Below are 23459 nucleotides of genomic sequence, written 5' to 3'. Positions count from 1 at the left end.
AATTTTATTCCTTCATTTTTACGCTCCATTTTATATTTTTGCAGAAGTTAAGCATGTGAAATTAACAGAACAGTATTTTACTGATCAAATAAAACCATGGGAAGAGCATTTGAATATCGGAAAGCGCGGAAAATGAAGCGCTGGGCCTCAATGGCTAAAGTTTTCACGAAGATAGGTAGAGAGATTGCTATGGCGGTCAAGGATGGTGGTGGTGAACCCGATTATAACCCCCGGTTGAGGATTGCTATCCAGAACGCCAAAACGGCGAATATGCCCAAGGCCAACGTAGATGCAGCAATCAAGCGGGCTTTGTCCAAGGATTCTGCCAATTACGACGAGGTGGTCTACGAAGGATATGGCCCCAAGGGGATTGCTGTAATCGTTGAAACCGCTACGGATAATACCAACCGTACTGTAGCCAGCATGCGTTTGCAATTCTCTAAAGGTGGCGGGAACCTGGGTAATTCTGGCGAAGTAGACTATATGTTTACCCGTAAGGGCATGTTCAAGGTCAAAGCGGAAGGTCTTGACCAAGAAGAATTAGAGCTAGAACTCATCGACCACGGGCTGGAAGATTTGGTACTCGAAGACGAGCTATTTGTGCTCTATACTGCCTTCGAAGATTTTGGAGCCATGCAACAAGCCCTGGAAGCGCGTAAAATCGAAGTCGATACAGCCGAACTCATCAGGGTTCCTTCTCATACCAAAAAATTGGATGATGAAGGGGTAGAAGCAATGATCAAGCTGATCGAAAGATTGGAGGACGATGATGATGTCGTCAATGTCTTCCACAATATGGATATGGAAGAATAATGATGTATAATGACCAATCGGTAAGTCGCCAATTTGAGGCACTTACCAACTACGCCCCGGCACTTCTTTTACGTGCGCCGGGGCGTATTAATATCATCGGAGAGCATACCGATTACAACCAGGGCTTGGTGTTGCCAGGAGCAATCGACCGGTCCTTGTTTTTTGCGGTGCGGCCCAATGGTACCCAGCAGCTTCGCTTTTGGGCCTTAGATATTGAAGCAGCTGCTGTTGTTGATTTGATAGAATTGAAGCCAGGCAACTCCCTTTGGCTCAATTACTTGTTAGGTATTGCTCAACAGTTTGCTAAAAGGGGGCATCAGTTGGTGGGGTTGGATGTTGTTTTTGGCGGCAACCTCCCCGTAGGCGCTGGTGTAAGCTCTTCTGCTGCGCTGGAATGCGGGATGGCCATGAGCTGGAACCTGCTTTTGCAGGCAGGGTACAATGGTTCTGAATTGGCACAATTGGCTCAGCAGTCTTCGCACGAGTTTGTGGGTATTCCCTGCGGGATCATGGATCAGTTTGCCAGCTTGAATGGCGTCAAAGACCATGCGATCATGCTGGATTGCCGAGACCTTTCTTACCGCAAAGTACCTGTAGCTATTGAAGGTTGCGAATGGGTGTTGCTCAATTCCAAGGTGAGCCATAACCTCGCGGAATCCGCTTACATTCAAAGGGTCGAGGAATGCGCCCAGGGTGTAGCTGTTTTACAACAACATTTTCCGGCAGTAAAATCCCTGCGCGATGCCACTCCTCCGCAGGTCGAGCAGCTTAAAGAAGCCTTTCCCGGCAAGGTCTACCAACGCTGTCGCTATATCGTGGGAGAGCATTATCGAACTTTGGCGATGATTGATGCCTTGGGGGCTGGCGATGCCGCAAAAGCAGGCCAGTTGCTCAATCTCACGCAGCTTGGGCTGGCTCAGGATTATGAGGTCAGCTGCCCAGAAATTGACTTCCTTTTTGCACAAGCTTATCGGCATCCGGGCGTATACGGTGCCCGTATCATGGGTGGTGGCTTTGGCGGTTGCACGCTCAATCTGGTTCGAAAGGACGCCAGAGAGGCCTTCGTAGGCGAAGCACTAGCTGCTTATGAGGCAGCGTTTGGCAAACAAGGAGAAGAGCTTGTTGTCCGTCTGGTAGATGGCGTTGGTGAGGTATAAATAGCTCCTTAGCTCCTTAGCGTAGGGTTTGAAACCCTACGCTAAGGAGCTAAGGAGCGCGGTGTTAGACCGTCAGCCATTTTCTAAATCTGCTTACGGCCGCTACTGCCAGTAAAGCCATAGCTACTTTTGCCGCCAGGAGAATATTATCTACATCAGCAGTCGTATTGACGGATTGCTTGGCATAAATGCCGTAGAAGGCCCAAATCAAAACCAACACAAAGCCTACGTCAGCCTTTTTGACCAACATCAATATTCCAATCAAACCAGCGATGACGATCATGGTAGCGGCCCAGTTGACAGGACTGAGCGGGCCGCCTTGCCAACCGTTATCCACCAGGATGGTCGTAACATTCGCAATGGTCGCTACCGTAATCCAGCCGAGGTAAATACTGAATGGAAGTCGTACAGCCCACTTGTTGGCCGGAGGATGAGCAGAAGATTCACCAATCCCCATACGGAGATAAATGAGGATTAAACTGCCCAGGATAATCAGCATAATCAGTAAGCTAAGAGTCACTTGCAGGTAATGCCAGGCCAGTATCCAACTCGCATTGGCCAGGCAGGAAATAAAAAACCAGGGCCCGATTTTTTGGACGAACCCCATGTCCATTTCCTGTTTTGTCCACCAATTACGAAGTTGGTAAACGATAAATACAATCAGTAGCAAGTAGATGACTCCCCAAATGCTAAAAGTGAAACCCGCAGGTACGAAAAAATTGGGATAGCGATCTGATAGCTCACCCGTATTGTAGCCATTGAGTGGGAGCGCATTGGCCAGGGTATTGAGTAACAAGACCAGCAAAAAGCCAATCAGGTTCAGAATTTGTAAGGTTTTAGTTGGCATAACAGCGTTGTTTTAATGCAGTTGTAGAACGAAGGTGAAATGTTATTTGTTCATCTTGTTAAAACTGTATCAGTAGCCATTTGGCCAGATAAGCGACCCCAATCCCCAAGTAATTACCGATAGCCAAACCGAGTAGTGAAAGTGCAATACCGGGTGCCAACAAACGGCGATTGTTGATGGCGGTGGTGACTTGCGCAATAAATACCGGGCCATAAAGTGCAGCTGTTGAGCTAATCATCACGGTATCTCGGTCGATTTTAAATATTTTGGCCAACAACCAGTGGATCAGGATAGTACTAATCAGTGCCACCAAAGAAAAGGCTAATAGCTGAAGGCCTTCTCCCAACAACTTTTGGAAATTAGCCATGAGTCCCAGGGCCACACAGAAAATTAGTAAGAAGTATTCTCCTTGTAAGTAAGCACCACGCAAATTGCTGATTCTGGGTGAGAAAGAAAGTCCCAGACTAATCGTTGTGAGCAGTAATATGAGCAAGGTCGTATGCTTACCTATATCTCCTGTCAATAAATAGGTGAGCCCTGCGGCAGCGGCACCTACGCCCAAGCTAATTATTGTTGGCAGAAAACGAAAACCATTATTGGCCTCTTCTAGCGACGCTTCCTCTGCCTTATCAATTTGGTCCATGGAGAAGCTGGGAAGGAATCGTCCAAGAAACGGATGGATAATGGTCATCAGCATGAGTAGATAAATACCGCCACCAACAATATCTGAAGCTTGTAGCAGCACCACATAATCTCCAGGAGCATCGACTGCAATACCAATTGCTTGCATGTTGGGGGTGCCTCCCGTATACAAGCCCGTAAGCATACCAGCTACCTTCCACCCATCGGGTTGGGATTCCTGAAAATAATAGGCGGCTAAGGCGGTACCTATCAGGCCGGCAATAGCACATAAGCCATAAGCCAACAAGCCTGGCCCCGCCAACCGCCAGTTTTCCTTAATGTTAGCTCCAAAAAGTAGCATGGGCAGCGCTATGATCATGCCTACAGCCGCTAGTTGTTCTGCCGTTTGTTCGTGTACCAGCTGCGGAAGTAGATTGCCGATGATGATCCCGAAGGCGTAGCATAGCACCACGGCACTAAAAAAGGAAGGCAAGCGGTCGTTTTTTTCCAAGCGCAAGGCTAAAAAAGGGAAGCCTACCGATAGTATTGTCGTTAGTAACATGTGAGTTTATTCGTTGGTCTCGTATTTTGCATCCTACATTGTAGCCCACAATCTAGTGATAATGTCTGAATTTAAAATACTGACAGATCGTCTCTTGCTCAGAGAGTTCCAAAAGGAAGATGCTGAGGGTTTCTTTCGGATGAACAACGACCCACTCGTTTTGCAGTATACAGGCGACGTACCTTTCGCAAGTATAGCTGCTGCTGAAGACTTCCTCACCAGCTACGAGCATTACCAAATCCATGGCTACGGCCGGTGGACGGTACTGGACCGCAATTCTTCCGAATACCTGGGGTTCTGTGGCCTCAAATACCATCCCGATACGGGCGATGTGGATCTTGGATTTCGTCTGGTAAGAAAATTTTGGGGCTGTGGTTATGCCACCGAAGCGGCGAGGGCTTGTCTTCATTATGCTTTTACCACCCTAGAGTTACCTAACATCATCGGGCGAGCGCAAACCGCAAATAAAGCCTCTATCCGTGTGCTGGAAAAAATAGGGATGCAATTTGTCGAAACCTTTGATTTTGAAGGCAACCCAGGTGTCCTTTACCAAATTCACCGCAGATGACGCCGGGAAAATACCAACCTTTACACCCTTACACTTACCCAACCTTTACACCTTTTTTAATCCCATTACCAAAAATCTCCCTTTCTTTGTCGCACCAAATAATTAACCATGCACACCACACAAATTACCGATACCATTCTTATGGTTCGTCCTGCAAATTTTGGCTATAATGTCGAAACGGCAGGCAATAATGCCTTTCAAACCAATGACAATTCCCTTTCGGGGAAAGAAATAAATGCTCGTGCGCAAGCTGAGTTTGATGCTTTTGTGGCCAAACTTCGCAGTGTAGGCGTCAACGTGATTGTGGTGGAGGATAGCGAGGTGCCCCTAAAACATGATGCTGTTTTTCCCAATAATTGGTTTTCTACCCACGAGGATGGATCGTTGATTACCTACCCTATGTATGCTCCCATGCGGAGACTGGAACGCCGGGAGGACGTGGTGGCACAACTGACCAAAGATTTTGGTTTTGATAAACATATTCGTCTGGAAAAAAGAGAGCTATCAGAACGTTTCCTGGAAGGAACGGGGAGTATGATTCTTGATCGTGATAATAAAATTGTCTACGCCTGCCGCAGTATCCGTACGGATGAGGGTTTATTGGATGAATTTGTGCTTTGGATGGGCTACGAAAAAGTACTCTTTGAAAGCTATGACATGAATGGACTGCCGATCTACCATACCAATGTGATGATGGCACTCGGAACAAATTTTTGCGTCATCTGCCTGGATACCATCACAGATGCCGTTCAGCGTCGTGAGGTAACAGATAAACTGACTCAAACCGGCAAAGACATCGTCTCTATCAGCCGTGAGCAAATGAATGCTTTTGCTGGAAATATGCTACAGGTAAAGGGAGCGCAAGAACAAACCTATCTCGTGATGTCTTCTCAGGCATATCAATCACTGACCAAAGAGCAGAGGCAGCAATTGGAACTACACACGCAACTGCTCCACAGCTCCTTGGATACCATTGAGTCTTATGGCGGTGGCAGTGCCCGCTGTATGATGGCAGAAATATTTAGGAAAGGATAGACTTGGTGAAAGGCACAACTCTCCTTAATTGTCATTGAATCCGTCAAACATGTCATTGTCATCCAGCATGTTGGCTAGCAAATCGCGGAAGACAAGACTGTTTTCAAGCGTATCCTTGTTGAGTACATCAAACTCTACCAGGCCGTGCACAACCAACTCCATGAAGAGGTAGGTTTCTGCCTCATCAAGATTGTTGACGGTGGAGGTGACCAGCTTTTTCAAACCAGCAACTTTGTCCAGCGCCTGACGGTAATCTTTATCACTGGCGTCGTTGATCAGATCCAGGGTATTGCCTGCTCCAAACCAGGTGCGTATGGTGCCGTAGGGGTCTTTGTCTTCGCCTCGGTTAACTTCCTCTGGATTAGGGAAATGGTCTAGGAAAGCGATTTGTACGGCTTCTCCGAGTAACAGCATGGCGACATTGTAAGCACCTTCCTGTTCGCCCTCATAAACCAGTTCTACCTTTCCGGTGATGGCAGGGACTACGCCCCAGAAGTCGGTAATTCGCGCCTGGGTGGCCTTTTCATTGTTAATAAGCATTCTTCGTTCGGCAGTGCTTACCAGATTTTCGTACCCGGCAATGGTCAATCGCGCGGAGACTCCACTCTTGCTGTCAATGTATTCACTCTCGCGGGCGTTGAACGCAATTTGCTCTAGCATGATCTGTAGCAAATCAGGTACTTTGATGGCCGTTTTTTGGCTTTCCGCTAAATCTGCTTCCAGGCTGGTAATCTGCCGTGAGATTTCAATGGTCTTGGGGTAGTGCGTGAGGATTTGGCTTTCAATCCGGTCCTTAAGGGGGGTGATGATGCTACCACGACTGGTATAATCCTCTGGATTGGCAGTGAAGACAAACTGGATGTCCAAAGGCAGACGCAGCTTGAATCCACGAATCTGGATATCCCCTTCCTGCAAAATATTGAAAAGCGACACCTGAATACGTGCCTGTAAGTCAGGCAGCTCGTTGAGTACAAACAAAGAACGGTGCGCACGTGGTACCAGACCAAAGTGAATCACCCGCTGGTCTGAATAGGGGAGTTTCAGCGTAGCAGCTTTTATCGGGTCTACATCCCCGATCAAGTCGGCAACGCTTACATCAGGGGTAGCAAGTTTTTCTACGTAACGTTCGTTGCGATGTACCCATTCAATGGGGGTGTCATCTCCTTTTTCAGCGATCAAATCCAGCGCGTAACGGGTAAGCGGTTGCAATGGGTCATCATTGAGTTCGCTACCACCTACGATGGGCATGTATTCGTCTAGTAAGTGAACGAGCAAACGAGCAATCCTTGTTTTAGCCTGCCCACGCAAGCCCAGTAAAAGGATGTTATGACGCGACAAAATAGCCCGCTCTACATCTGGAATAACGGTGTCATCAAAACCAATGACGCCAGGGAAGATGGGCTCTTTTGACTGTAGTTTTTTTATCAAATTTTCCCGCATCTCTTCTTTGATGGAACGGGGCTGATAACCAGTGGCTTTTAGTTCGCCTAAGGTTTGGGGTAAATTCATAGCTAATCGTCAGGTTTATCTGTACAGGTATAGAAACGAACCAGTGGGCTTTTGGTTTTGTGAAAGGGGGGCTATTGTGAAATTAACTTTTCAGATAGGTGAGCGCTTACGTGTGTCGCCAAAATTTTGCATTTCGTCTTTCCTTGATTCCCTTTGCGCTTGCTTTTCCTTACCTTGCCAAAAAAAAGCAAATGAAGTATTTTTCTTATGTGGTTTGCCTTGTTTTGGCCGTGGCCACATCCGGTTGTTTTGAAATGCTGGAAGACGTTTATTTGAATAATGACGGCACCGGTAAGTACCAAATAACCATCGACATGAGCGGGATGCTCAACGACCCATTTATGGGCGAAATGATGAAACAAGGGATGAAAGAAGAAACAGGGCGCGATGTCCTCGAAATTGATTCCCTCATCTCTTTTGTAGACATGCAAGAAGGTGGCTTGCCGGCTACCTTAACGGACAAGGATCGTTCAATTCTTGATCGTACGGAAATGCGCATGAAGATGAGTGAGTCGGAAAAGGTAGGCAAATTTGTGATCACCTTCCCCTTCAAATCTATGAGTGAATTGAATGACTTCCAGAAAACCTTTGCCAAATTGAACGAAGAAGGCGGCGAGCAAGGCGGAATGAGCGGCCTGATGGGCGGCGGTGCTATGGCCAACAGCAACTCTACCTGGGAACTTTCCGGGCGCACCCTCAATCGCGTAGTAGATGCTGGCGATGCAGCAGGAATGCTTGGTGAAATGGATGAAGAAACCTTGGGTATGATGAAGATGATGATGGCAGATGCTTCTTTCACGACAACTTATCACTTGCCAGGAAAAGTAAAGAAGACCACCATTGAAAATGCAGAGGTTGATGGCAATGACGTTATCGTTTCCTACAACTTCCTCGATATTCTTGAGGACCAACCGGATACGGGCGGAAGCATCAAGTTCAAAAAGAACTAAGCAATTATGATTGATAAAATAGTCAAGACCTTACAGGATGCCAGTGGCACCATTAAGGAGCAAGCATCTAATCTGGGGGCTGGAGCCAAAGAAAAAACCTATGCCATCATTGAAGATTGGTTGCAGGTTTTTCCGCAACTGGAAATCTATGGCCTTAAAGTGGAGAGTTTTGCCCTTGGCATCGCACTGAGTCCTTCGCTAGAGGTAGATTTGAAAGGCGCACACGCTGATTTTTCCGCTGATCGCCTGGAAGAACTCCTGGCAAAGGAAGGTAACAGTACGGCTTTAAGGACTGTTTTGTCAACCATCAAGACCACTTACAGTCTTCATCGTCGTATCTACGCTGACCTCCAGGAGCCACTGATAGTCAAGATCAGGGTGAAGATATCTCCAGAGGTAAAAGTATTTATCGGCGAGCCATTGATCCAGTAGCAGGCTAGGCTGCTTCGCGCCTTTGAGCGTAGAGCGTAGAGGGATCTTAGAAAAGTAAGTATCCCTCTACCTTCTGCTTCAGGTGGCGATGTAATCGCCGGGCATCTCTTGGTTACTTTCGGAAACTGCCGAAAGTCTGGTTTAGACTTTAGTGACGGATCAAAAATAGCTTATTCCATTTTTGATTCGCTAAAATTTTCTAAGCAAGCAACTAAAAGGAGCTTGCGTGAAAATATTCGCGAATCGTTAGAAAAAATGGAATAAGTTATTTCCGTCAAATCACTTAATGAACCTGATCTGCGTTATTTTACTATGAAAAAGTACCTTTTCCTTTTACTGGTTTTTCTGAGCTTGCATTGCTGGCAATGCGGCAACAATGGTTATTCTTTTCGTGGGATCAGTATACCTGCAGATGTGTCTACCTATTATGTAGGCCAATTCAAAAACAATGCACTGAACGCGCCACCTACCTTGGCGATAGAAACGTCGGAAGCACTCAAAGAAAAGATCAGACGAGAAAGCAGGCTGATTCTTAATGAAACGACACCCGACGTAGAGTTTCAAGGTGCTATTGTAGATTTTCGTGTTTCTGCGGAAGCACCCCAGCCCGGAGAATCCAGTGCCATCAACCGGCTTACGATTGTCACTTCCGTAGAATACATTAACAACAAAGACGAAAACGAAGGTTTCAAGAAGAATTTTTCCTTTTTCTTCGATTTTCCTTCCACCACAGAATTGGCCAGTGTGCAGACCCAGGCCATCGAAGACATTCTCGCGCAGCTCACGGAAGATATCTTCAACGCAGCGTTCACCAATTGGTAAAACAAAAAAAGCCGACTCCAAAAGGAATCGGCTTTAAGGAAGGGTGAATAACCGGATTTGAACCGGCGACCTCTGGAACCACAATCCAGCGCTCTAACCAACTGAGCTATACCCACCATGTTAATTTGCTTATCTTTGAGTGAAATTTCCATCGTTTTGGAAACCCTTACTTTCAAAGCGCTGCAAAGATAATTTTTGTTCCCAAAACTGTCAATTTTTTTCAGCAATTTCAGTAAAAAAATATGCAAAATACTTCTCTACTCTTGCTAGTCTGCTGTTTTTTAATGGGTTGTGGCCCGGAAGAAACTGATCTGGAAGCAGCGAAAAAAGCTTGGTCACTGGTGCAATTGAATTGTGAGTCACTAAGTGATGATGAAGACCTGCCCCGCTATGCAGTCTACGCTTTGTTGGAAGAAAACAAGGTGAAGCTGGCAGAAGTAAGTGTTTGTGATACCATTTTGCCCGCTGATTTTGCTGCGAAAGGTATTCCAACTGACGCGCTTACGGCGGTAGGTGGTTTTTGGGCGGGTTACGAGGAATACATCTATGCGGTTATTGAGAATGACGAATTACGCCTTTTCATTGGTGGAACGGGAGAAGAAGGAGATCACGATAAGCCATTGTATACACCACTGGCTACTTATGATAATGATCGCTTTAAATTACTGCGACCTTTGCATCCTGCTGATCTAGCGGGTTACTATATGCACCAGGGAACAGATACCAGCTACGTACTTTTTCTGGGTTTGAAAGGGCCTGATCTGGTGAGCAAGCTTTTTGCTACGGCGGATCCCATGCCTGCGCAAAAAGTTTTACAAAGGGCTTTACCTGAATTTGCGGCTAGTCCAGACATGGATTTTAACTGTAATCTCAATGGTCTGGAATTCGTTTCCGGCCTCGGCAATGGGCATATATACTGGCAGCCAGATTCTGCTACGGTTACCTTTCACCAGTTCATGGGGCGAGACGAAACCATGATTTTCCATCTGATGACGTATTAGAGTTATTCTGCTGGGGGCTATTTTACCCTTGCAGCAAAATATGTCCCAGCAGAATAACTCTGTTAGCAATTCAATAAGAAAGGTTATTTCTTTCCCAAATCCTCCGCTATCCCCATACTCAGCTGCTTATACAAAAGGGTCCATTGTGGATGATCTTTGAGCAGCGCTAGATGGCGTTCCATGGTAGGAATATCATTCCTGATGGCAGGGCCGGTCTGAGCTTCAGCTGGCGTCAAATCATCCAATTTGGCGATGGTTTCTTTGAGCAGTGGTTGCAATAAAGCTCCAGGTAACTGATTTTCCTGGCTGATGGCTTGTCCAATGTACTGTAAGTAGTTGGTGAAATTGTTGACAAATACCGCGGCCAGGTGCAATTGGGCACGCTGTTCATCGCCCACGCGATAGACATTTTTTACCAACCTTTTAGCGACAGATTCAACCCTTTGATAATCCCCTTCCTGCGCAGTGTAGAGGCACAGGGGAACTTCGTTGAAATCCAGAACTCGCTCTTTAGAAAAAGTTTGCAAAGGATAGAAAACCCCATGATGCATAAAATACGGTGCCAATACATTTGCAGGGGTAGCTCCTGAGCTGTGCATCACCAGCGCGTTGGGGGAGATATGCGCTTGCAATTTTTCTGCAACGCCCCCAATTTTACTATCTGGAACCAGCAATAAGTACCAATCCGCAGTAGCCGGAATCTCTGAAAGTTCAGTGCTGGCCGGACAATCTAGCAGCTTTGCCAGCGCAGTAGCACTACCCGCACTTCTGCTGTAAACGCAGACTACATCCCCCCCCTCAGCTTGAAGCTGTTGTCCCAGGTGCCAGGCTACATTTCCTGCCCCGATTAATACAATATGTGGCTGGTCTGGCAAATTTTAAATTTGGATTTAAGCGGCGGCTTTATTGGTTTGAATACGATGATACATACTAATTGTGAGCCCAAACATCATGAGGGATGCACCTATCCAGAAATAGTTGATACCTGGAAACTCAATGGCCTGGAGTGCTACCCAATCGGTACGGAATGCCCGAGTTGCGATAGAAAACGAAGCCCTTGGTGGCCGTGGTGCCTGGTAGGCCATATAGATCGTAGCTTGCTCTTTTTCAGGATTGATGGAAACAAATCGAGCATGAAGCCCTAGCGCTGCTGCTTCATCTTTCAAATTAAGCGGTTTACTTTTTCGAATCAAGAAAACCGGTTGAGCACTGTCTTTCTGCCCTTCCGGGTTCGTTGCGGTGAGCATGGCCGCAACCGCAATATCTCCCTCGCGTGCTTGATAGGTAGGAAGGCTTACTTCTTTGTTAAAACCACTGAATTGAACTTTCAGATCACCGACCATCACTTCATCTCCTCGGGAAAGAATGTACTCCTGGTAATCGAGTTCTGTTTCTGGTGTGTAGACAAGATCAAAAACCTCTTCGTTGAGTTTGATCCGGGTATTGAGAGGATTGATCTGGTCAGGGAAACTGTACAGGACTTGTCCACGTAGTACCAATACCGGCTCAGCAATAAAGCTGGTGTCCTTTTCAGAACTGGTGACTTTTATCCGCGCACTTACTGCAAGGTCGCCATCTTCTGCAATGTAATCCTTGTGTTCAGCACTGCGTTGGATGTCGAGCATTTCCAGGGTGCAGGTTCTCACCAGAAAAGTGTCTCTGTCTTTCACCGGAACGGTATCCAAAAAGGTCAGCGTTTCGCCTATGCCCATGACCTGGATTTTATAATCAAGGCTATCTTCTTTGGCTTTCTTTTCGGTAATGTCCATTTCCTCCGGCGGAAGGGCGGCGATGTGGGTAAAGACATCCCGGTTCCAATACTTTTTAGTGCTGGGGTTGGAAGCTGCTACCTTTGTGAATTCCTTATCGTAGAGAATGTTTGGTGATAGCTGGAATTGCTCTACCACCTTACCTGTTTTGTCGCGCCGTTTGTAGTCAATGAAATAAGTACGGGTGAGGTAATCAATACTGTCACCCGTAAGCGTCACCTCGTATTCGTCCATAATCATTGGTGAATCTTTGATGAGCAGAACGGTATTGCGCTTGGCTTCTTCATTGGCGGTAAGCCCTTCCATGAGGAAAGGATTCCGAGAGATGACTTTCTGGTTAAGGCCACTAAACAATACGCCCACGAGCATCAGACCAAAGCCAATATGCGAGATAGCCGAACCACCAGCTTTGAGGTTGCCGCGAAGGAAAGAAATGATATGATCCAAATTGGTGACCACGCCAAACCAGCCACTAAACATCAGCAGTTGATACTGCCAGGCACTCAGGTTAATGGTCAACGTAGTGAGGTAAGTCAGCACCACGGAAATTGCAATACCTATGCCAGTGTGAATCAGGAATTTATTCCGGTAGTTAGAAAAATTTCTTTCGCGAAAGCGTAAAAATTGACTAAAACCAGTGAGCAGCCCCACAAAAATACCGATCCAAAGTTGGTATTTATTGAAGTGTGGAATGGGGTCGGTAATGACACGTCCTACAAAGCCGGGGTCAAAAAACTCACGAATTTTATTGTAAACCGGAAGGGAAGTAGACACCGTAATGAGAACAGCTGAAAACAAGAGCACTAAGCTGCCAATGAACATCCAAAATTCTTTGCTGTTGGTGGTTTCTTCTTTTTCCGGCGAGGGAATACCTTTGATCCGGGAAAAGAACAAATAACCGGCCATTAGGAAATACACCACAATGAAAGTGACCAACTGCCATTCCAGTCCCATTTCTGTAAAGGCATGGACGGAAGTTTCTCCCAGCACCCCACTACGCGTGAGGAAGGTCGAATAAACGATCATAATGAAACTCAGCGCGTAAAAAATGTAAGTCGCGCGGATACTCTGATCGGTTGTGCGCGCAATCAAGTTGGTGTGGATACCGGCAACAAGTACGATCCAGGGAACCAATGACATATTTTCGACAGGATCCCAGGCCCAATAACCGCCAAAGCTTAGTGCCTCGTAAGCCCAGGCGCCTCCCATCAGGATACCCGTACCCAGGATGGCACCACTAAATAAGGCCCAAGGTAATGCTGGTGCCAGCCAGCCCCGATGATCGCGTACCCACAAACCAGCCATCGCAAAAGCAAAAGGGACAACGGTAGAAGCAAAACCAAGGAAAAGGGTAGGAGGGTGGATGGTCATCCACCAGTTTTGTAGCAAGGGGTTGAGGCCAGTTCCATCCAACAGACTTACATATTCAGCATTGGCAAAGATGGGTGCTTCCATCACGTCTCTCAATAACAAGGCCGGGTTACTGCCTAACCGAAAGGCTTCTTCCCCAAAACCAATGTAGATACCCAACAGCATGGAGCCAATAATGATCTGAACGGAGGCGACAACCGCCATCACCGGAGACTCCCATTTTTTAGCAGAAAGGATCAAGAGGCCACCAAGGATGACATGCCAGAACATCCACAGCAAAAAGCTACCTTCTTGCCCTTCCCAAAACGCGGAAAAAATGTAGCGAAATGCCAGATCATCATTGACGTGGGCTTGCACATACTGGTATTCGTAATAGTTGTTGATCATGATGTAAAACAGCGTACCAATAATGGTAAACACCGCCAAACCATGGACCCCGTAGCCGATGCGACCAATTTTTCGCCAGCTATGGGCCAGTTCAACATCCTCCCGTTTCTGGGTAGCAAAAAAGTACGCAACACTACTAAGAATAGCAGTAGTAAAGGCGATAAATACGGCAGCCTGACCGATACGGCCAGGCCACAAATGTTCGCCTATATATTGGATTTCTTCAATCATCATAATTTCCGGCAACTAACTGGTGAGCGCTATGTAAGTATTGCGCAGAAAATAAATTTTATTTTCGTGCTGTTCCTAAGCTTGTTTCTTAACCTTGCTGATCTTTCAAGTAGATTTCTTCGTCTTTGTACTTTGAAGGGCACTTCATCAGTACATCAGTAGCTACAAAAGCTCCTTCTTGCATCCGTCCGGTCAGTACCACTTGTTCTGAAAGTTCGAAATCCTGAGGCTTTGGTTGCAAAAGCACTACTTTTTGGGTAGCACCCTCCTCATCACGAATGTAAAATGTGAAGAGATTGGGATCTTCTACAGGATCGTAGATCATCTCCATGTCTTTGGCCAACTGGCCTGCAATTTTCACCCGGCTACCAGTCTCAGTGGCTTGTGAAATCGTTGCGTAAGTACCAAGGTCATCCTGAGCCATTACAAACAAGGAAACCGCAACGGCAATCATGATCCCGGCAATGATATATACCTTTTTCATCGTAGAGGGGTTTTACTTTACGCTGCAAAGGTACAGTAAGCAATCAGATGTTGGGTAAGCTTGTTGTCAAAAAACGGAAGACTACAAGGTTTCTATATTTTTCTTTATCCAATCTGCCTTTTTCAGGATCTCTTCTTTTTGCTCACTTTCGTACCGATCCCAGGTGCGGTAGGCCATGCCAATGCGGGGATTGTTCTCTAATTTGGAACGATGGCGATCCATAAAATCCCAGTATAAACTATTAAAAGGGCAGGCACCCTCCCCGGTTTTTTCCTTGTGGTTATAAGCACAGTTCTTGCAATAATCACTCATCTTGTTCATGTAATTGGCACTGGCTACGTAAGGTTTGGTTGCGAGCAGCCCCCCGTCAGCATACTGGCTCATCCCTCGGGTGTTGGTAATCTCTACCCATTCTATGGCGTCGATGTAAATACCCAGGTACCAAGCGTCTACCTCATCGGGGTGCACACCCAGTAAAAGGGCAAAATTACCTGTGACCATCAGCCTTTGGATATGGTGAGCGTAAGCGTATTCAAGCGACTGGGAAATAGCGTGACTCAGGCATTTCATTTTCGTTTTTCCCGTCCAATACCATTGCGGGAGTTTACCCTCGTGCTGGAAATAATTTTTCTCAGCGTAGGCGGGCATCTGTGCCCAGTAGATGCCTCTCATAAATTCTCGCCAACCAATGATTTGCCGCAGAAATCCTTCAATTTGGGCAATGTCAATTTCCTCCTGATGTTCTTGCCAATGGTTGATGGCCGTTTTGCAGACTTCTATTGGAGAGAGGATTTTAGTGTTTAGTACAAAAGAAAGCTTTGAATGAAAGAGCAGATAATGCCGATCAGTCATGGCATCCTGATAGGTGCCAAATTGGGCGAGTCGGTGCTGGCAAAAGTGATCGAGCAAGTGCAGACCCTCTTCCCTGGTCAGCGGCCAGTCAAAAGCAGTGGCATCCATGCTGCCAATGGTTTTTACTTTTTCTTTTTGTAATAGCTGCTCGATTTCACTGGCATCTCGCTTGAAGGAGGGGACTTCGGGCAAGGCAACTTTATCGGGAAGTCGGTTGCGATTACTTTTATCGTAATTCCATTGCCCGGTGAGTGGAGTCACTCCATCGGCCTCCATTAAAAGTTGATATTGGGTTCTTACCTTTCGGTAAAATGTTTCCATGAGGTAGGTCTTCTTATTTTTGAAGAGCTCTGCCACAAAAGAACGATCGACCAGGAAGTGTTCTGAATCAAAGCATAGGTAGTTGATTTCTAATGTGTTACAATAGTTTTTTAGTGCCTCTTTCAAGCGGTATTCATCAGGAGCTTGGTACTCAAAGGTAGTGTAGTCACCATCGGTAATTACCTTTTTTACATTGGCAGTGATTGATCCTTCATTTGCGGGATCATCAAGTTGGAGGTATTGAACCCGGTGTCCCTGTTCATTCAGCCATTGGGCAAAAGCCCGCATCGCCAGAAAGAAGGCAGTAATTTTTTGAATATGATGGTGGGCATAGTCGGTCTCGGATCGACATTCACACAGCAGATAGGTCACCTCCTTATTTAGGTGTTTAAACCAGGAATGTTGGGTATTGAGTTGATCACCAAGGACAAGGCGTAAAGTAGAGGGCATACAATTCTTATTTGCTTCAGTGTAACAGTATTTCGGTCATCAGGTTTTTAGAAAAAGGGCGGGATTGTCAATTTTGTCCAGCTTTTTGACGAAATAATGCTAGTAGGAACGGAAGGAAGTTGAGACCTTTAGCAAAAGAGGTAACCTAAATACCGCATGAAAAATTCCCCCGTAGGAAGTGTGGTCAGGCGCCTAAAACCTGTTCAATCACGACAGCCAAAAGCACCAGTATGTTAGCACCAGTTGAATAACGTACAACCATTAACTATAGACCAGCTGTAAAAGTAGCGTCCTGATCACCTTCCTTTTTTACTAATAAAAATACTGCTTTCTGAATTTTCCTTACCTTGTCAAAAAGCATAAGTTCGGGTAAGAGAAAATGCACACAGTTGTTAAAAGAGAAGCCCAGATGTTGGTGGTGTTAGGAGCCTGCCAACAACCGTTAAGATTTTGTATATTCCTACTGACGGGGATGTTCCTGCTAGTGTATACCCCTCTTGAGGCTTCTCCCAATACGATTAGCTTGTTGGATGGCCAGGAAATTTCGGTTTCAACATCAGCACTTACCTATGCTCCCGATCTGTTGGGGGATGATTATTCTCCCGAATCACTACAACATACTTCTTTTATTTCCCTGCCCGAAGCGGCTTCTTTTCTGGAAGCAGAGCGGAATTATTGGTTCCATTTTCGCGTAAAAAACGATCTTTCAGATGATTATTCAGAAGTGGAGTGGATCATCAAGTTTCCCTTGTTGTTAACGGATGTTTTCTATTTAGTGATTGACGAGCAAGGCAATACCCAAAGAGGGCAGACCGGCTTTTTTGCGGCCTTGTCAGAACGTACTTTCAGACCAAGTTCCAAGGGGAATTATGCGAAAGTTTTTCTTCCAATACAGCAAGAGGTAGATGTTTATGTCAGGTTGCGTTGTGATCGTAAAAAGCTATCGCCAACCTATACGTTTAAAATTTCCAGCGCAGCGGTATTTTTTGATCACTTGAAAAACCAGAAGCTGTTCAATGGGATGTTTTTTGGTTTTGTGCTGCTGATCCTTGTGTACAATCTCTTTTTGTTTTTACTAGTGCGCGACAAGGCGTTTATTTATTACTCCCTCTACCTGTTGGCCTTGTCAATTTTTACACTTTATAATAGTGGAGAATTGGCCGATTGGTTAATGGGGCTCGTCTTTCCCAATCATCCGCAGTGGATATACATTTTCAAATTGAGCTTGTATTTCATTGTGGTCGGCTACTTGGCCTTTCTTCGATCTTTCCTTGATCTCAATGTATTGATGCCGGCCTGGGATCGTTTTTTCAGGTGGTTCAGTCACCTGGCTTTTGCTTTCTTAGTAGCGGATGGTGTAGTGATGCTAGTCACCAATTTTAATTACAACATTGCCGACGCCATAGGAATGACTTACTTGATCAGCTTTTTGTTTCTGTTGGGCTTCTTTTTGTGGATGTTGATGAAAACCGAAGATTCCAAGCGCTATTTTATTCTGGCTGGCATTGTTGCGATGGGGCTAGGTATTTCGTTGACTTTGATTGATCGAATGAGGACCATTGAGTTTTCCACCCTGGCTTATAAAATTGGGACGATCATCGAAGTGGTGATTTTTTCGCTCGGGTTGGTATTTAGGCAACGGGAATCTGAGCAGCAAAAGCAGAAAGTGCAGTTTGAGCTGGAAAAAGCGACCCTGCTGAGGGAACAACAAGAAAAAGAATCTGCCCAGATGGCTGAGTTGCATGCTGCTAAAGAGTGGTTTTATACGCATATTACTCATGAGTTGCGCACGCCCTTGACGGTCATCATGGGAATGGTGGATCATTTGCAGACAGCCCTGAAAACAGTTGAATTATCACCTTTGGTGGAAGAAGAGTGGGAGAGTAGCCTGGGCCTTATTGACCGAAACAGTACGCATCTTCATCGCCAGGTCAATCAGCTTTTGGAATTGGCAAAACTGGAAGCTGGTGCCGTTGAGCTGGTATTAACAAGACAAGATGTAATTGCCTATTTGAGCTACCTCACGGAATCTTTTTATTCTCTTGCCAAAGACCAGGGGGTGAAACTGCGGTTTCATTCTGCGGTGGAACAACTGGAAATAGCTTTTGATGAATTCAAACTTCAACAAATAGTATACAACCTCTTATCAAACGCTATTAAGTTTAGTAAGGAAGGTGATGTGGTGAAACTAGAAGTCGATACCCATGAACGAGATGCTCAAACGTGGTTAGAAGTTCGGGTGATAGATACAGGCCTAGGTATTCCTGAAAAGGAAATTGAAGGGATATTTGATCCGTTTTTTCGAGCAACCAATAGCGATACTTCGGTTTTGGGAACGGGTGTTGGACTTACGCTTACCCAACAGTTGGTTGCATTGATGTCTGGTGAAATTTCAGTCACCAGCAAGGAAGGAGAGGGGAGTTGTTTCACCATAGTGTTGCCACTGGAAGAAGGCAGTAGCCGAACTAAGCTTGCCGAAAAAGTATCGAAGTCAAGCCCCGAAACGCCATTAGCTTCTTCTAAGGGTGATACCAGTGTGGTAGCCTCGGATAAGGAAGATCTACCTTTACTACTCATCGTTGAAGACAATGTGGATGTAGCGACTTATCTAGAGAAAATCCTTAGCTCAGCATACGAAATAATCCTTGCCAAAGATGGTTTGACGGGAATTGATCTGGCCATTGAAAATTGTCCAGACATCATTATCAGCGATGTGATGATGCCCGGCGTCGATGGCTATGAACTCTGTCAGCTTTTGAAATCGGATCGGCGGACTTCGCATATCCCGATCATTCTCCTAACCGCAAAAGCTGATGAAAAAAACAAGCTTGCTGGCTTGACTTATGGTGCCGATGCTTATTTGACAAAGCCTTTTAACCGGGAAGAGCTTTTGTTGAGGATGAAAAATCTGCAAAAACTCAAAGAACAGGTACAGCATTACTACCAAACTTCTTCTTCAGCCTTGCCGGAAGAGAAGAAACCAGCTTTTCCTCCTGGCTTAAGTAAGCAGGATGAACAGTTTTTATCGACGTTAAAAACGTTTGTCTGGGAAAGATTAAGCGATGAGCAGCTTTCTGCTAACCTTCTGGCAGAAGCCTTGTTTTTGAGTTCCTCTCAGTTTTATCGTAAGCTGAAAGCCTTGACGGGCCAGACGCCCACTCAATACATCCGCGATGCCAGGCTTACTAAAGCAAAACGCTTATTGCGGGAAACCACACTGCAAATCACGGAAATTGCTTACCAAACTGGTTTTACTGATCCCAATTATTTTTCCAGAACTTTCAACCAGTATTGTGATGTGTCTCCCAGTGAATATCGGAGATCAGCGAATGGTAAAGCAGAATAGCTCTACTGCCGCATCGCCTCTACCGGATCAAGTTTACTTGCTTGCAGCGCAGGAATGAAACCAGCTACGACACCAATAATGATGGACATGCCAGCACCCAGCATCACATTGCCGAAGTCAATGTAGATGGGGAAGTCAAGGGCGGCTGTTAAGATTTTGGTGATGATAAACACCAGACCAAGCCCCATGATGCCACCGAGTAGACAGAGGATAATGGCTTCGATAAGGAACTCCGAAAGGATGATGTGCCGTTTGGCTCCCAACGCTTTTTTAACCCCGATTTGGCTGGTCCGTTCTTTTACAGAAACAAACATGATATTCGCAACCGATACACCACCTACGAGAATGGAGAAAAAGCCAATTACGCCACCCAAAAGATTCAAAACACCGAAGAAGGAGTCGAATTGTGCAGAAACTACCGTAAGCTCATTTAAAGCGAAGGAATCTTCCTCTCTTGGGTTTTGACGCCTTTGTGACCTTACGAGAACCCTCAGTTCTCCTTTAAGTTTTTCTAAACTAACGCCAGGGCGGGCTTTTACGGCAATGAAAGAATCATTATTGTTGCCCTTCACGTTGACCAAGCGACTCACTTTGGTGTAAGTGACCATCACTGCTTCGTCAAAATCGAGAGGGTTGATCAACTCATCTCCAGAGCTTTCCAATACGCCGATAACTTCGTAGGTTCCACCTTGCAGTTTGATGGATTTACCCACGGGCTCTACAGAACCAAAGAGTTCTTCGGCGACTTTATAACCAAGGACAACCTTATTGCTAGCGTAATGAGATTCTGAAGCCGAAAAGAAGCGTCCGCGATGGAAGCCCATTCCGAAAACGGAGACAAACTCAGGCGTAACCCCGCACAAGAAAGAACGCTCAACACTGTTGTTTTTCCATTTGAGGGTACGCGATCCTGCTCCCAGGAAAAAGGTACTCATCAAGGCCGACTGTGATTTATCGTTGATGATCTCGTACTCGTCAAAACGTGGCGTTGGGCGCTTCATTAAGTCCCACCAATTGCTGCTGTTGTCTCCCCAGGGCCATTTCTGGATATAGAGCACGTCGTTGCCTAGCTTCTCCATGCTGCCACGAATATTATCTTCCAGCGAATCCACCGCAGAAAGTACTCCGATGATACAGAAAATACCAATGGATATGCCCAACAGCGAGAGGAAACTACGAAGTTTATTACCACTTAGCTGCTGGCTGGCTTGCCGAATACTTTCGGTGAATATTTTGAAGAAGATACGCATGATCGTCGGGTGTTGAGTACACGAAGCTAGTGAACGAGGCTGATTCTACCGTACTTTCTAGATGAAGAAAAAGGAATAATCTGCCAATCCCGGTTAATTTACGTTGAATCGCCGATTTGGCCTCGAACCAAATAACCCGTTAATTGGTTGAAGGTGAAGATTTGCGGGGTTCAATATAAGGATATTTAAAATTTAGCTTGTCTAAGCTTACCATTTGGATAAATAAATTCCTATTTTTGCGCTCTTATTTAAGTAGTGAGCACATTGGGAGTTTACCGGAATTCTATCTTGCAGCTCCGTGGTTTGCAGGTAACTCTTAATCAGCCTCTGAAAAAAATGTAAATGAGAACCAAACTTTCTCAGTTTAATTATAATCTTCCCGAATCACTTATTGCTAAGTATCCGACCAAAGAGCGGCATGATTCTCGTTTGATGGTTGTTCACCGTGAAACTGGGGAGATTGAGCACCGTGTCTTCAAAGACGCCTTGGAGTACTTTGACGAAGAGGATGTACTTATTTTTAATAACACCAAGGTTTTTCCTGCCCGCATGTATGGTCGTAAGGAAAAGACGGGCGCACGGATCGAGGTCTTTTTGTTGCGAGAACTCAATACCGAAGCACGCCTTTGGGATGTGTTGGTAGATCCTGCTCGTAAAATTCGGGTAGGCAATAAGCTCTATTTCAGCGATGAGCATGATAATGACCGTTTGGTAGCGGAAGTAGTAGACAATACCACCTCTCGTGGACGTACCATCCGTTTTCTCTACGATGGTCCAGACGAAGAATTTCGGGCTGAACTCAATTACTTGGGTACGACTCCCTTGCCAAAACGTATTGATCGCGAAGCAGAGGAAAGTGACAAGGAACGTTTTCAGACGGTTTTTGCCAAAGAAACAGGAGCAGTCGCTGCACCTACTGCTGGCTTGCACTTCAGCCGGGAATTGATGAAGCGTTTCGAAATCAAAGGAGTTGACTTTGCCGAGCTTACCTTACACATTGGCTTGGGTACCTTCCGGAGCATTGACGTAGAAGACTTGTCCAAGCATAAAATGGATGCAGAATATTACAAAATTCCCGAGAAAGCAGTAGAGCAGGTAAACCACGCCAAAGCCAATAACCGGAAAATCTGTGCAGTTGGCACGACTTCTATGAGGGCTATTGAAAGCTCTGTTTCTGCGGAGCAGATGCTCAAAGCATCAGAAGGTTGGACCAATAAATTTATTTATCCTCCCCACGATTTTAAGATCGCTAATTCAATGATCTCTAACTTCCACTTGCCTAAATCAAGCTTGTTGATTATGGTGAGTGCCTTCGGAGGCCCTGATTTGATCAAGCATGCCTATCAGGTAGCACTCAAAGAGAAATATCGCTTCTTCTCTTATGGTGATGCGATGTTGATTTTGTAACAAATGCGAACAATAGAACTTCGGTGGAAAGCGTACCTTAATGAAAAAGGTACGCTTTCTATGTTTTACTCCTTTCCTTTGCAATATCTAATCCTTTTAGCGGGGTTATTAATCGGAGTGAATATCCCTCTGAACGCAACAATGTCATCTAATCAGGTGACTTTTGATTTTTATGATCAGGAGATAACGATGCTGGTTCCTGCAGACTTTGTCTATACCCGACAAATTCGTATGGAAGAGATGGCGTTGAGGTCGCTTTTTCGCGAATTTGAACGTCGCCCTTATCAAACCTTGTTGACGGATTTACAAGCAAAAGCGACTGCACTACAATTAAACGACTGGCTTTTTGCTCAATTGATACGACAAGGTCTACAAGCCATTTACCAAAAGCCTAGTGGTGAAGCAATAGTGGAGTATTCCACCTATTTTCTGCTGGCCAAAAGTGGGTACGATGTGCGGTTGACTTACCGGGATAAGTTCTTACACGTCAATGTCTACACCACGGATATATTGTACGAGATTCCATTGATTCAGGATGGTAATCGTCAGTATGCTAATGTTTCGACGGGTGTTCGCGTCGAGAATATGGGGCGATCAATGTATTTATTGGACCAGGCACCTCAACCTAATGGACGAGCCTTTTCTTTTTTGCTGGACACATGGCCCAATATTTTACGTGAAAGTGAACCGAGGAGTGTTTTTTTTCAATACCGTGGGCAAACCCAGGAGCTTAATATTCGCTACAACCCTGGCTTGGCCCAACTGCTTAAGCATTATCCCTTGGTCGATGAGCATTGGTATATGGAGGCGCCACTGTCTGACGCGCTGCAAGCTAGCTTGGTACCGCAGTTGAGAGAATTGTTGGCGGGGAAGACACCGCGGGAGTCGCTGGAGTTCTTGGTCGCCTTTACACGCTCAGCTTTCGTTTATAAAGATGATAAAGAGGTCTTTGGGGAAAACAAACCCATGGTAGCCGATGAGCTTTTCTTTTATCCTTTTTCTGATTGCGAAGATCGTTCGGCCTTGTTTTATGCCCTGGTTAAATCGTTACTTAAGTTGCCAATGATCGTCATAGCTTACGAAGATCACTTAAGTATTGCTGTTGCTGCCCCAGGATTAATAGGGGATGCGGTTACTTATGAAGGCCAGGTTTATGTTTTCTGTGATCCTACTGGGCCACAAAATTCTTCGGAAATAGGGATGATCCCCCCCGGCTACGAAAACCAGACCTTTGAAATTCTTGGATCATATACGGGATTTGAAAAATAGTATTT

Annotated in this window: 19 protein-coding genes and 1 tRNA gene; 11 read left to right on the top strand and 9 right to left on the bottom strand. The window is 45.6% G+C overall.

Annotated features, from left to right (window positions below; all coding sequences use genetic code 11):
* Positions 1–96 precede the first annotated feature (96 nt).
* Together AB0L18_RS23130 and galK are read left to right on the top strand one after the other, a co-directional pair.
* Positions 97–813, top strand: a complete 717-nt coding sequence (locus AB0L18_RS23130; RefSeq protein WP_367389696.1) for a YebC/PmpR family DNA-binding transcriptional regulator — start codon at positions 97–99, stop codon at positions 811–813.
* Complete coding sequence (galK, locus tag AB0L18_RS23125) at positions 813–1970, top strand: galactokinase (protein WP_367389695.1); 1158 nt, start codon at positions 813–815, stop codon at positions 1968–1970. The genes AB0L18_RS23130 and galK overlap by 1 nt, the downstream gene beginning before the upstream one ends.
* A 64-nt stretch (positions 1971–2034) precedes the next feature.
* Here galK and AB0L18_RS23120 read toward each other — a convergent pair whose 3' ends face one another.
* Both AB0L18_RS23120 and AB0L18_RS23115 read right to left on the bottom strand, forming a co-directional pair.
* Positions 2035–2817, bottom strand: coding sequence for a hypothetical protein (locus AB0L18_RS23120; protein WP_367389694.1), 783 nt, complete (start codon positions 2815–2817; stop codon positions 2035–2037).
* Between the two features lie 58 nt (positions 2818–2875).
* The gene (locus AB0L18_RS23115) at positions 2876–4000 is read right to left on the bottom strand and encodes a DUF819 family protein (RefSeq protein ID WP_367389693.1); all 1125 of its coding nucleotides are present in this window, start codon (positions 3998–4000) and stop codon (positions 2876–2878) included.
* A gap of 61 nt (positions 4001–4061) precedes the next feature.
* Between AB0L18_RS23115 and AB0L18_RS23110 the strand changes: the two genes are divergently transcribed.
* On the top strand, positions 4062–4568 hold the full coding sequence (locus AB0L18_RS23110) for a GNAT family N-acetyltransferase (RefSeq protein WP_367389692.1): 507 nt from the start codon (positions 4062–4064) through the stop codon (positions 4566–4568).
* Between the two features lie 108 nt (positions 4569–4676).
* Positions 4677–5603, top strand: coding sequence for a citrulline utilization hydrolase CtlX (gene ctlX, locus AB0L18_RS23105; protein ID WP_367389691.1), 927 nt, complete (start codon positions 4677–4679; stop codon positions 5601–5603).
* Positions 5604–5627: 24 nt separating this feature from the next.
* On the opposite strand, the gene AB0L18_RS23100 is transcribed toward ctlX, so the two are convergent.
* A complete protein-coding gene (locus tag AB0L18_RS23100) occupies positions 5628–7112 on the bottom strand; it encodes a magnesium chelatase (protein WP_367389690.1) in 1485 nt (494 codons plus the stop codon).
* Between the two features lie 191 nt (positions 7113–7303).
* On the opposite strand from AB0L18_RS23100, the gene AB0L18_RS23095 reads away from it, so the two are divergent.
* The 3 genes from AB0L18_RS23095 to lptE all read left to right on the top strand — a co-directional run bounded on the left by AB0L18_RS23095 (position 7304) and on the right by lptE (position 9316).
* Entirely contained in the window at positions 7304–8062 is a 759-nt protein-coding gene (locus AB0L18_RS23095) for a hypothetical protein (protein ID WP_367389689.1), read from the top strand.
* 6 nt (positions 8063–8068) lie between these two features.
* Positions 8069–8494 carry a hypothetical protein gene (locus AB0L18_RS23090; RefSeq protein WP_367389688.1) on the top strand — a complete coding sequence of 142 codons (426 nt, stop codon included), beginning with the start codon at positions 8069–8071 and terminating at the stop codon, positions 8492–8494.
* Between the two features lie 312 nt (positions 8495–8806).
* Positions 8807–9316: an LPS assembly lipoprotein LptE gene (gene lptE / locus AB0L18_RS23085; RefSeq protein WP_367389687.1), complete on the top strand. Its 510-nt coding sequence runs from the start codon at positions 8807–8809 to the stop codon at positions 9314–9316.
* Positions 9317–9358: 42 nt separating this feature from the next.
* Here lptE and AB0L18_RS23080 read toward each other — a convergent pair.
* Positions 9359–9432, bottom strand: a tRNA-His gene (locus AB0L18_RS23080).
* Between the two features lie 126 nt (positions 9433–9558).
* Between AB0L18_RS23080 and AB0L18_RS23075 the strand changes: the two genes are divergently transcribed.
* Positions 9559–10317, top strand: a complete 759-nt coding sequence (locus AB0L18_RS23075; protein WP_367389686.1) for a hypothetical protein — start codon at positions 9559–9561, stop codon at positions 10315–10317.
* Between the two features lie 83 nt (positions 10318–10400).
* Here the strand turns inward: AB0L18_RS23075 and AB0L18_RS23070 are convergent, their stop codons facing one another.
* From AB0L18_RS23070 to AB0L18_RS23055, 4 genes are all read right to left on the bottom strand, one after another.
* The gene (locus tag AB0L18_RS23070) at positions 10401–11192 is read right to left on the bottom strand and encodes a Rossmann-like and DUF2520 domain-containing protein (RefSeq protein ID WP_367389685.1); all 792 of its coding nucleotides are present in this window, start codon (positions 11190–11192) and stop codon (positions 10401–10403) included.
* A 15-nt stretch (positions 11193–11207) separates the two neighbouring features.
* Positions 11208–14078: a cytochrome c biogenesis protein CcsA gene (gene ccsA, locus AB0L18_RS23065; protein ID WP_367389684.1), complete on the bottom strand. Its 2871-nt coding sequence runs from the start codon at positions 14076–14078 to the stop codon at positions 11208–11210.
* An 85-nt stretch (positions 14079–14163) separates the two neighbouring features.
* Positions 14164–14559 (bottom strand): cytochrome c maturation protein CcmE, encoded by a 396-nt coding sequence (locus AB0L18_RS23060; RefSeq protein WP_367389683.1) that lies wholly within the window; start codon positions 14557–14559, stop codon positions 14164–14166.
* 81 nt (positions 14560–14640) lie between these two features.
* Positions 14641–16182, bottom strand: a complete 1542-nt coding sequence (locus AB0L18_RS23055; protein ID WP_367389682.1) for a cryptochrome/photolyase family protein — start codon at positions 16180–16182, stop codon at positions 14641–14643.
* 379 nt (positions 16183–16561) lie between these two features.
* Between AB0L18_RS23055 and AB0L18_RS23050 the strand changes: the two genes are divergently transcribed.
* The gene (locus tag AB0L18_RS23050; protein ID WP_367389681.1) at positions 16562–19528 is read left to right on the top strand and encodes an ATP-binding protein; all 2967 of its coding nucleotides are present in this window, start codon (positions 16562–16564) and stop codon (positions 19526–19528) included.
* Positions 19529–19530: 2 nt separating this feature from the next.
* Here the strand turns inward: AB0L18_RS23050 and AB0L18_RS23045 are convergent, their stop codons facing one another.
* A complete protein-coding gene (locus tag AB0L18_RS23045; protein ID WP_367389680.1) occupies positions 19531–20778 on the bottom strand; it encodes an ABC transporter permease in 1248 nt (415 codons plus the stop codon).
* A 342-nt stretch (positions 20779–21120) separates the two neighbouring features.
* On the opposite strand from AB0L18_RS23045, the gene queA reads away from it, so the two are divergent.
* Together queA and AB0L18_RS23035 are read left to right on the top strand one after the other, a co-directional pair.
* Positions 21121–22185, top strand: a complete 1065-nt coding sequence (queA, locus tag AB0L18_RS23040) for a tRNA preQ1(34) S-adenosylmethionine ribosyltransferase-isomerase QueA (protein WP_367389679.1) — start codon at positions 21121–21123, stop codon at positions 22183–22185.
* A 141-nt stretch (positions 22186–22326) separates the two neighbouring features.
* Positions 22327–23454, top strand: coding sequence for a hypothetical protein (locus AB0L18_RS23035; protein ID WP_367389678.1), 1128 nt, complete (start codon positions 22327–22329; stop codon positions 23452–23454).
* The last annotated feature ends 5 nt before the right edge of the window (positions 23455–23459 follow it).

Origin of the sequence: Lewinella sp. LCG006 (assembly GCF_040784935.1) — a bacterium.
GTDB lineage: Bacteria > Bacteroidota > Bacteroidia > Chitinophagales > Saprospiraceae > Lewinella.
The sequence above is the reverse complement of the archived record's forward strand: the minus strand, read 5'-3'. Positions and strand labels throughout refer to the sequence as shown.

Bases quoted from the DNA above. Each gene is read 5' to 3' on its own strand.
- AB0L18_RS23130 (WP_367389696.1), top strand. From the start codon at position 97: ATGGGAAGAGCATTTGAATATCGGAAAGCGCGGAAAATGAAGCGCTGG.
- galK (WP_367389695.1), top strand. From the start codon at position 813: ATGATGTATAATGACCAATCGGTAAGTCGCCAATTTGAGGCACTTACC.
- AB0L18_RS23120 (WP_367389694.1), bottom strand. From the start codon at position 2,817: ATGCCAACTAAAACCTTACAAATTCTGAACCTGATTGGCTTTTTGCTG.
- AB0L18_RS23115 (WP_367389693.1), bottom strand. From the start codon at position 4,000: ATGTTACTAACGACAATACTATCGGTAGGCTTCCCTTTTTTAGCCTTG.
- AB0L18_RS23110 (WP_367389692.1), top strand. From the start codon at position 4,062: ATGTCTGAATTTAAAATACTGACAGATCGTCTCTTGCTCAGAGAGTTC.
- ctlX (WP_367389691.1), top strand. From the start codon at position 4,677: ATGCACACCACACAAATTACCGATACCATTCTTATGGTTCGTCCTGCA.
- AB0L18_RS23100 (WP_367389690.1), bottom strand. From the start codon at position 7,112: ATGAATTTACCCCAAACCTTAGGCGAACTAAAAGCCACTGGTTATCAG.
- AB0L18_RS23095 (WP_367389689.1), top strand. From the start codon at position 7,304: ATGAAGTATTTTTCTTATGTGGTTTGCCTTGTTTTGGCCGTGGCCACA.
- AB0L18_RS23090 (WP_367389688.1), top strand. From the start codon at position 8,069: ATGATTGATAAAATAGTCAAGACCTTACAGGATGCCAGTGGCACCATT.
- lptE (WP_367389687.1), top strand. From the start codon at position 8,807: ATGAAAAAGTACCTTTTCCTTTTACTGGTTTTTCTGAGCTTGCATTGC.
- AB0L18_RS23075 (WP_367389686.1), top strand. From the start codon at position 9,559: ATGCAAAATACTTCTCTACTCTTGCTAGTCTGCTGTTTTTTAATGGGT.
- ccsA (WP_367389684.1), bottom strand. From the start codon at position 14,078: ATGATGATTGAAGAAATCCAATATATAGGCGAACATTTGTGGCCTGGC.
- AB0L18_RS23060 (WP_367389683.1), bottom strand. From the start codon at position 14,559: ATGAAAAAGGTATATATCATTGCCGGGATCATGATTGCCGTTGCGGTT.
- AB0L18_RS23055 (WP_367389682.1), bottom strand. From the start codon at position 16,182: ATGCCCTCTACTTTACGCCTTGTCCTTGGTGATCAACTCAATACCCAA.
- AB0L18_RS23050 (WP_367389681.1), top strand. From the start codon at position 16,562: ATGCACACAGTTGTTAAAAGAGAAGCCCAGATGTTGGTGGTGTTAGGA.
- AB0L18_RS23045 (WP_367389680.1), bottom strand. From the start codon at position 20,778: ATGCGTATCTTCTTCAAAATATTCACCGAAAGTATTCGGCAAGCCAGC.
- queA (WP_367389679.1), top strand. From the start codon at position 21,121: ATGAGAACCAAACTTTCTCAGTTTAATTATAATCTTCCCGAATCACTT.
- AB0L18_RS23035 (WP_367389678.1), top strand. From the start codon at position 22,327: ATGTCATCTAATCAGGTGACTTTTGATTTTTATGATCAGGAGATAACG.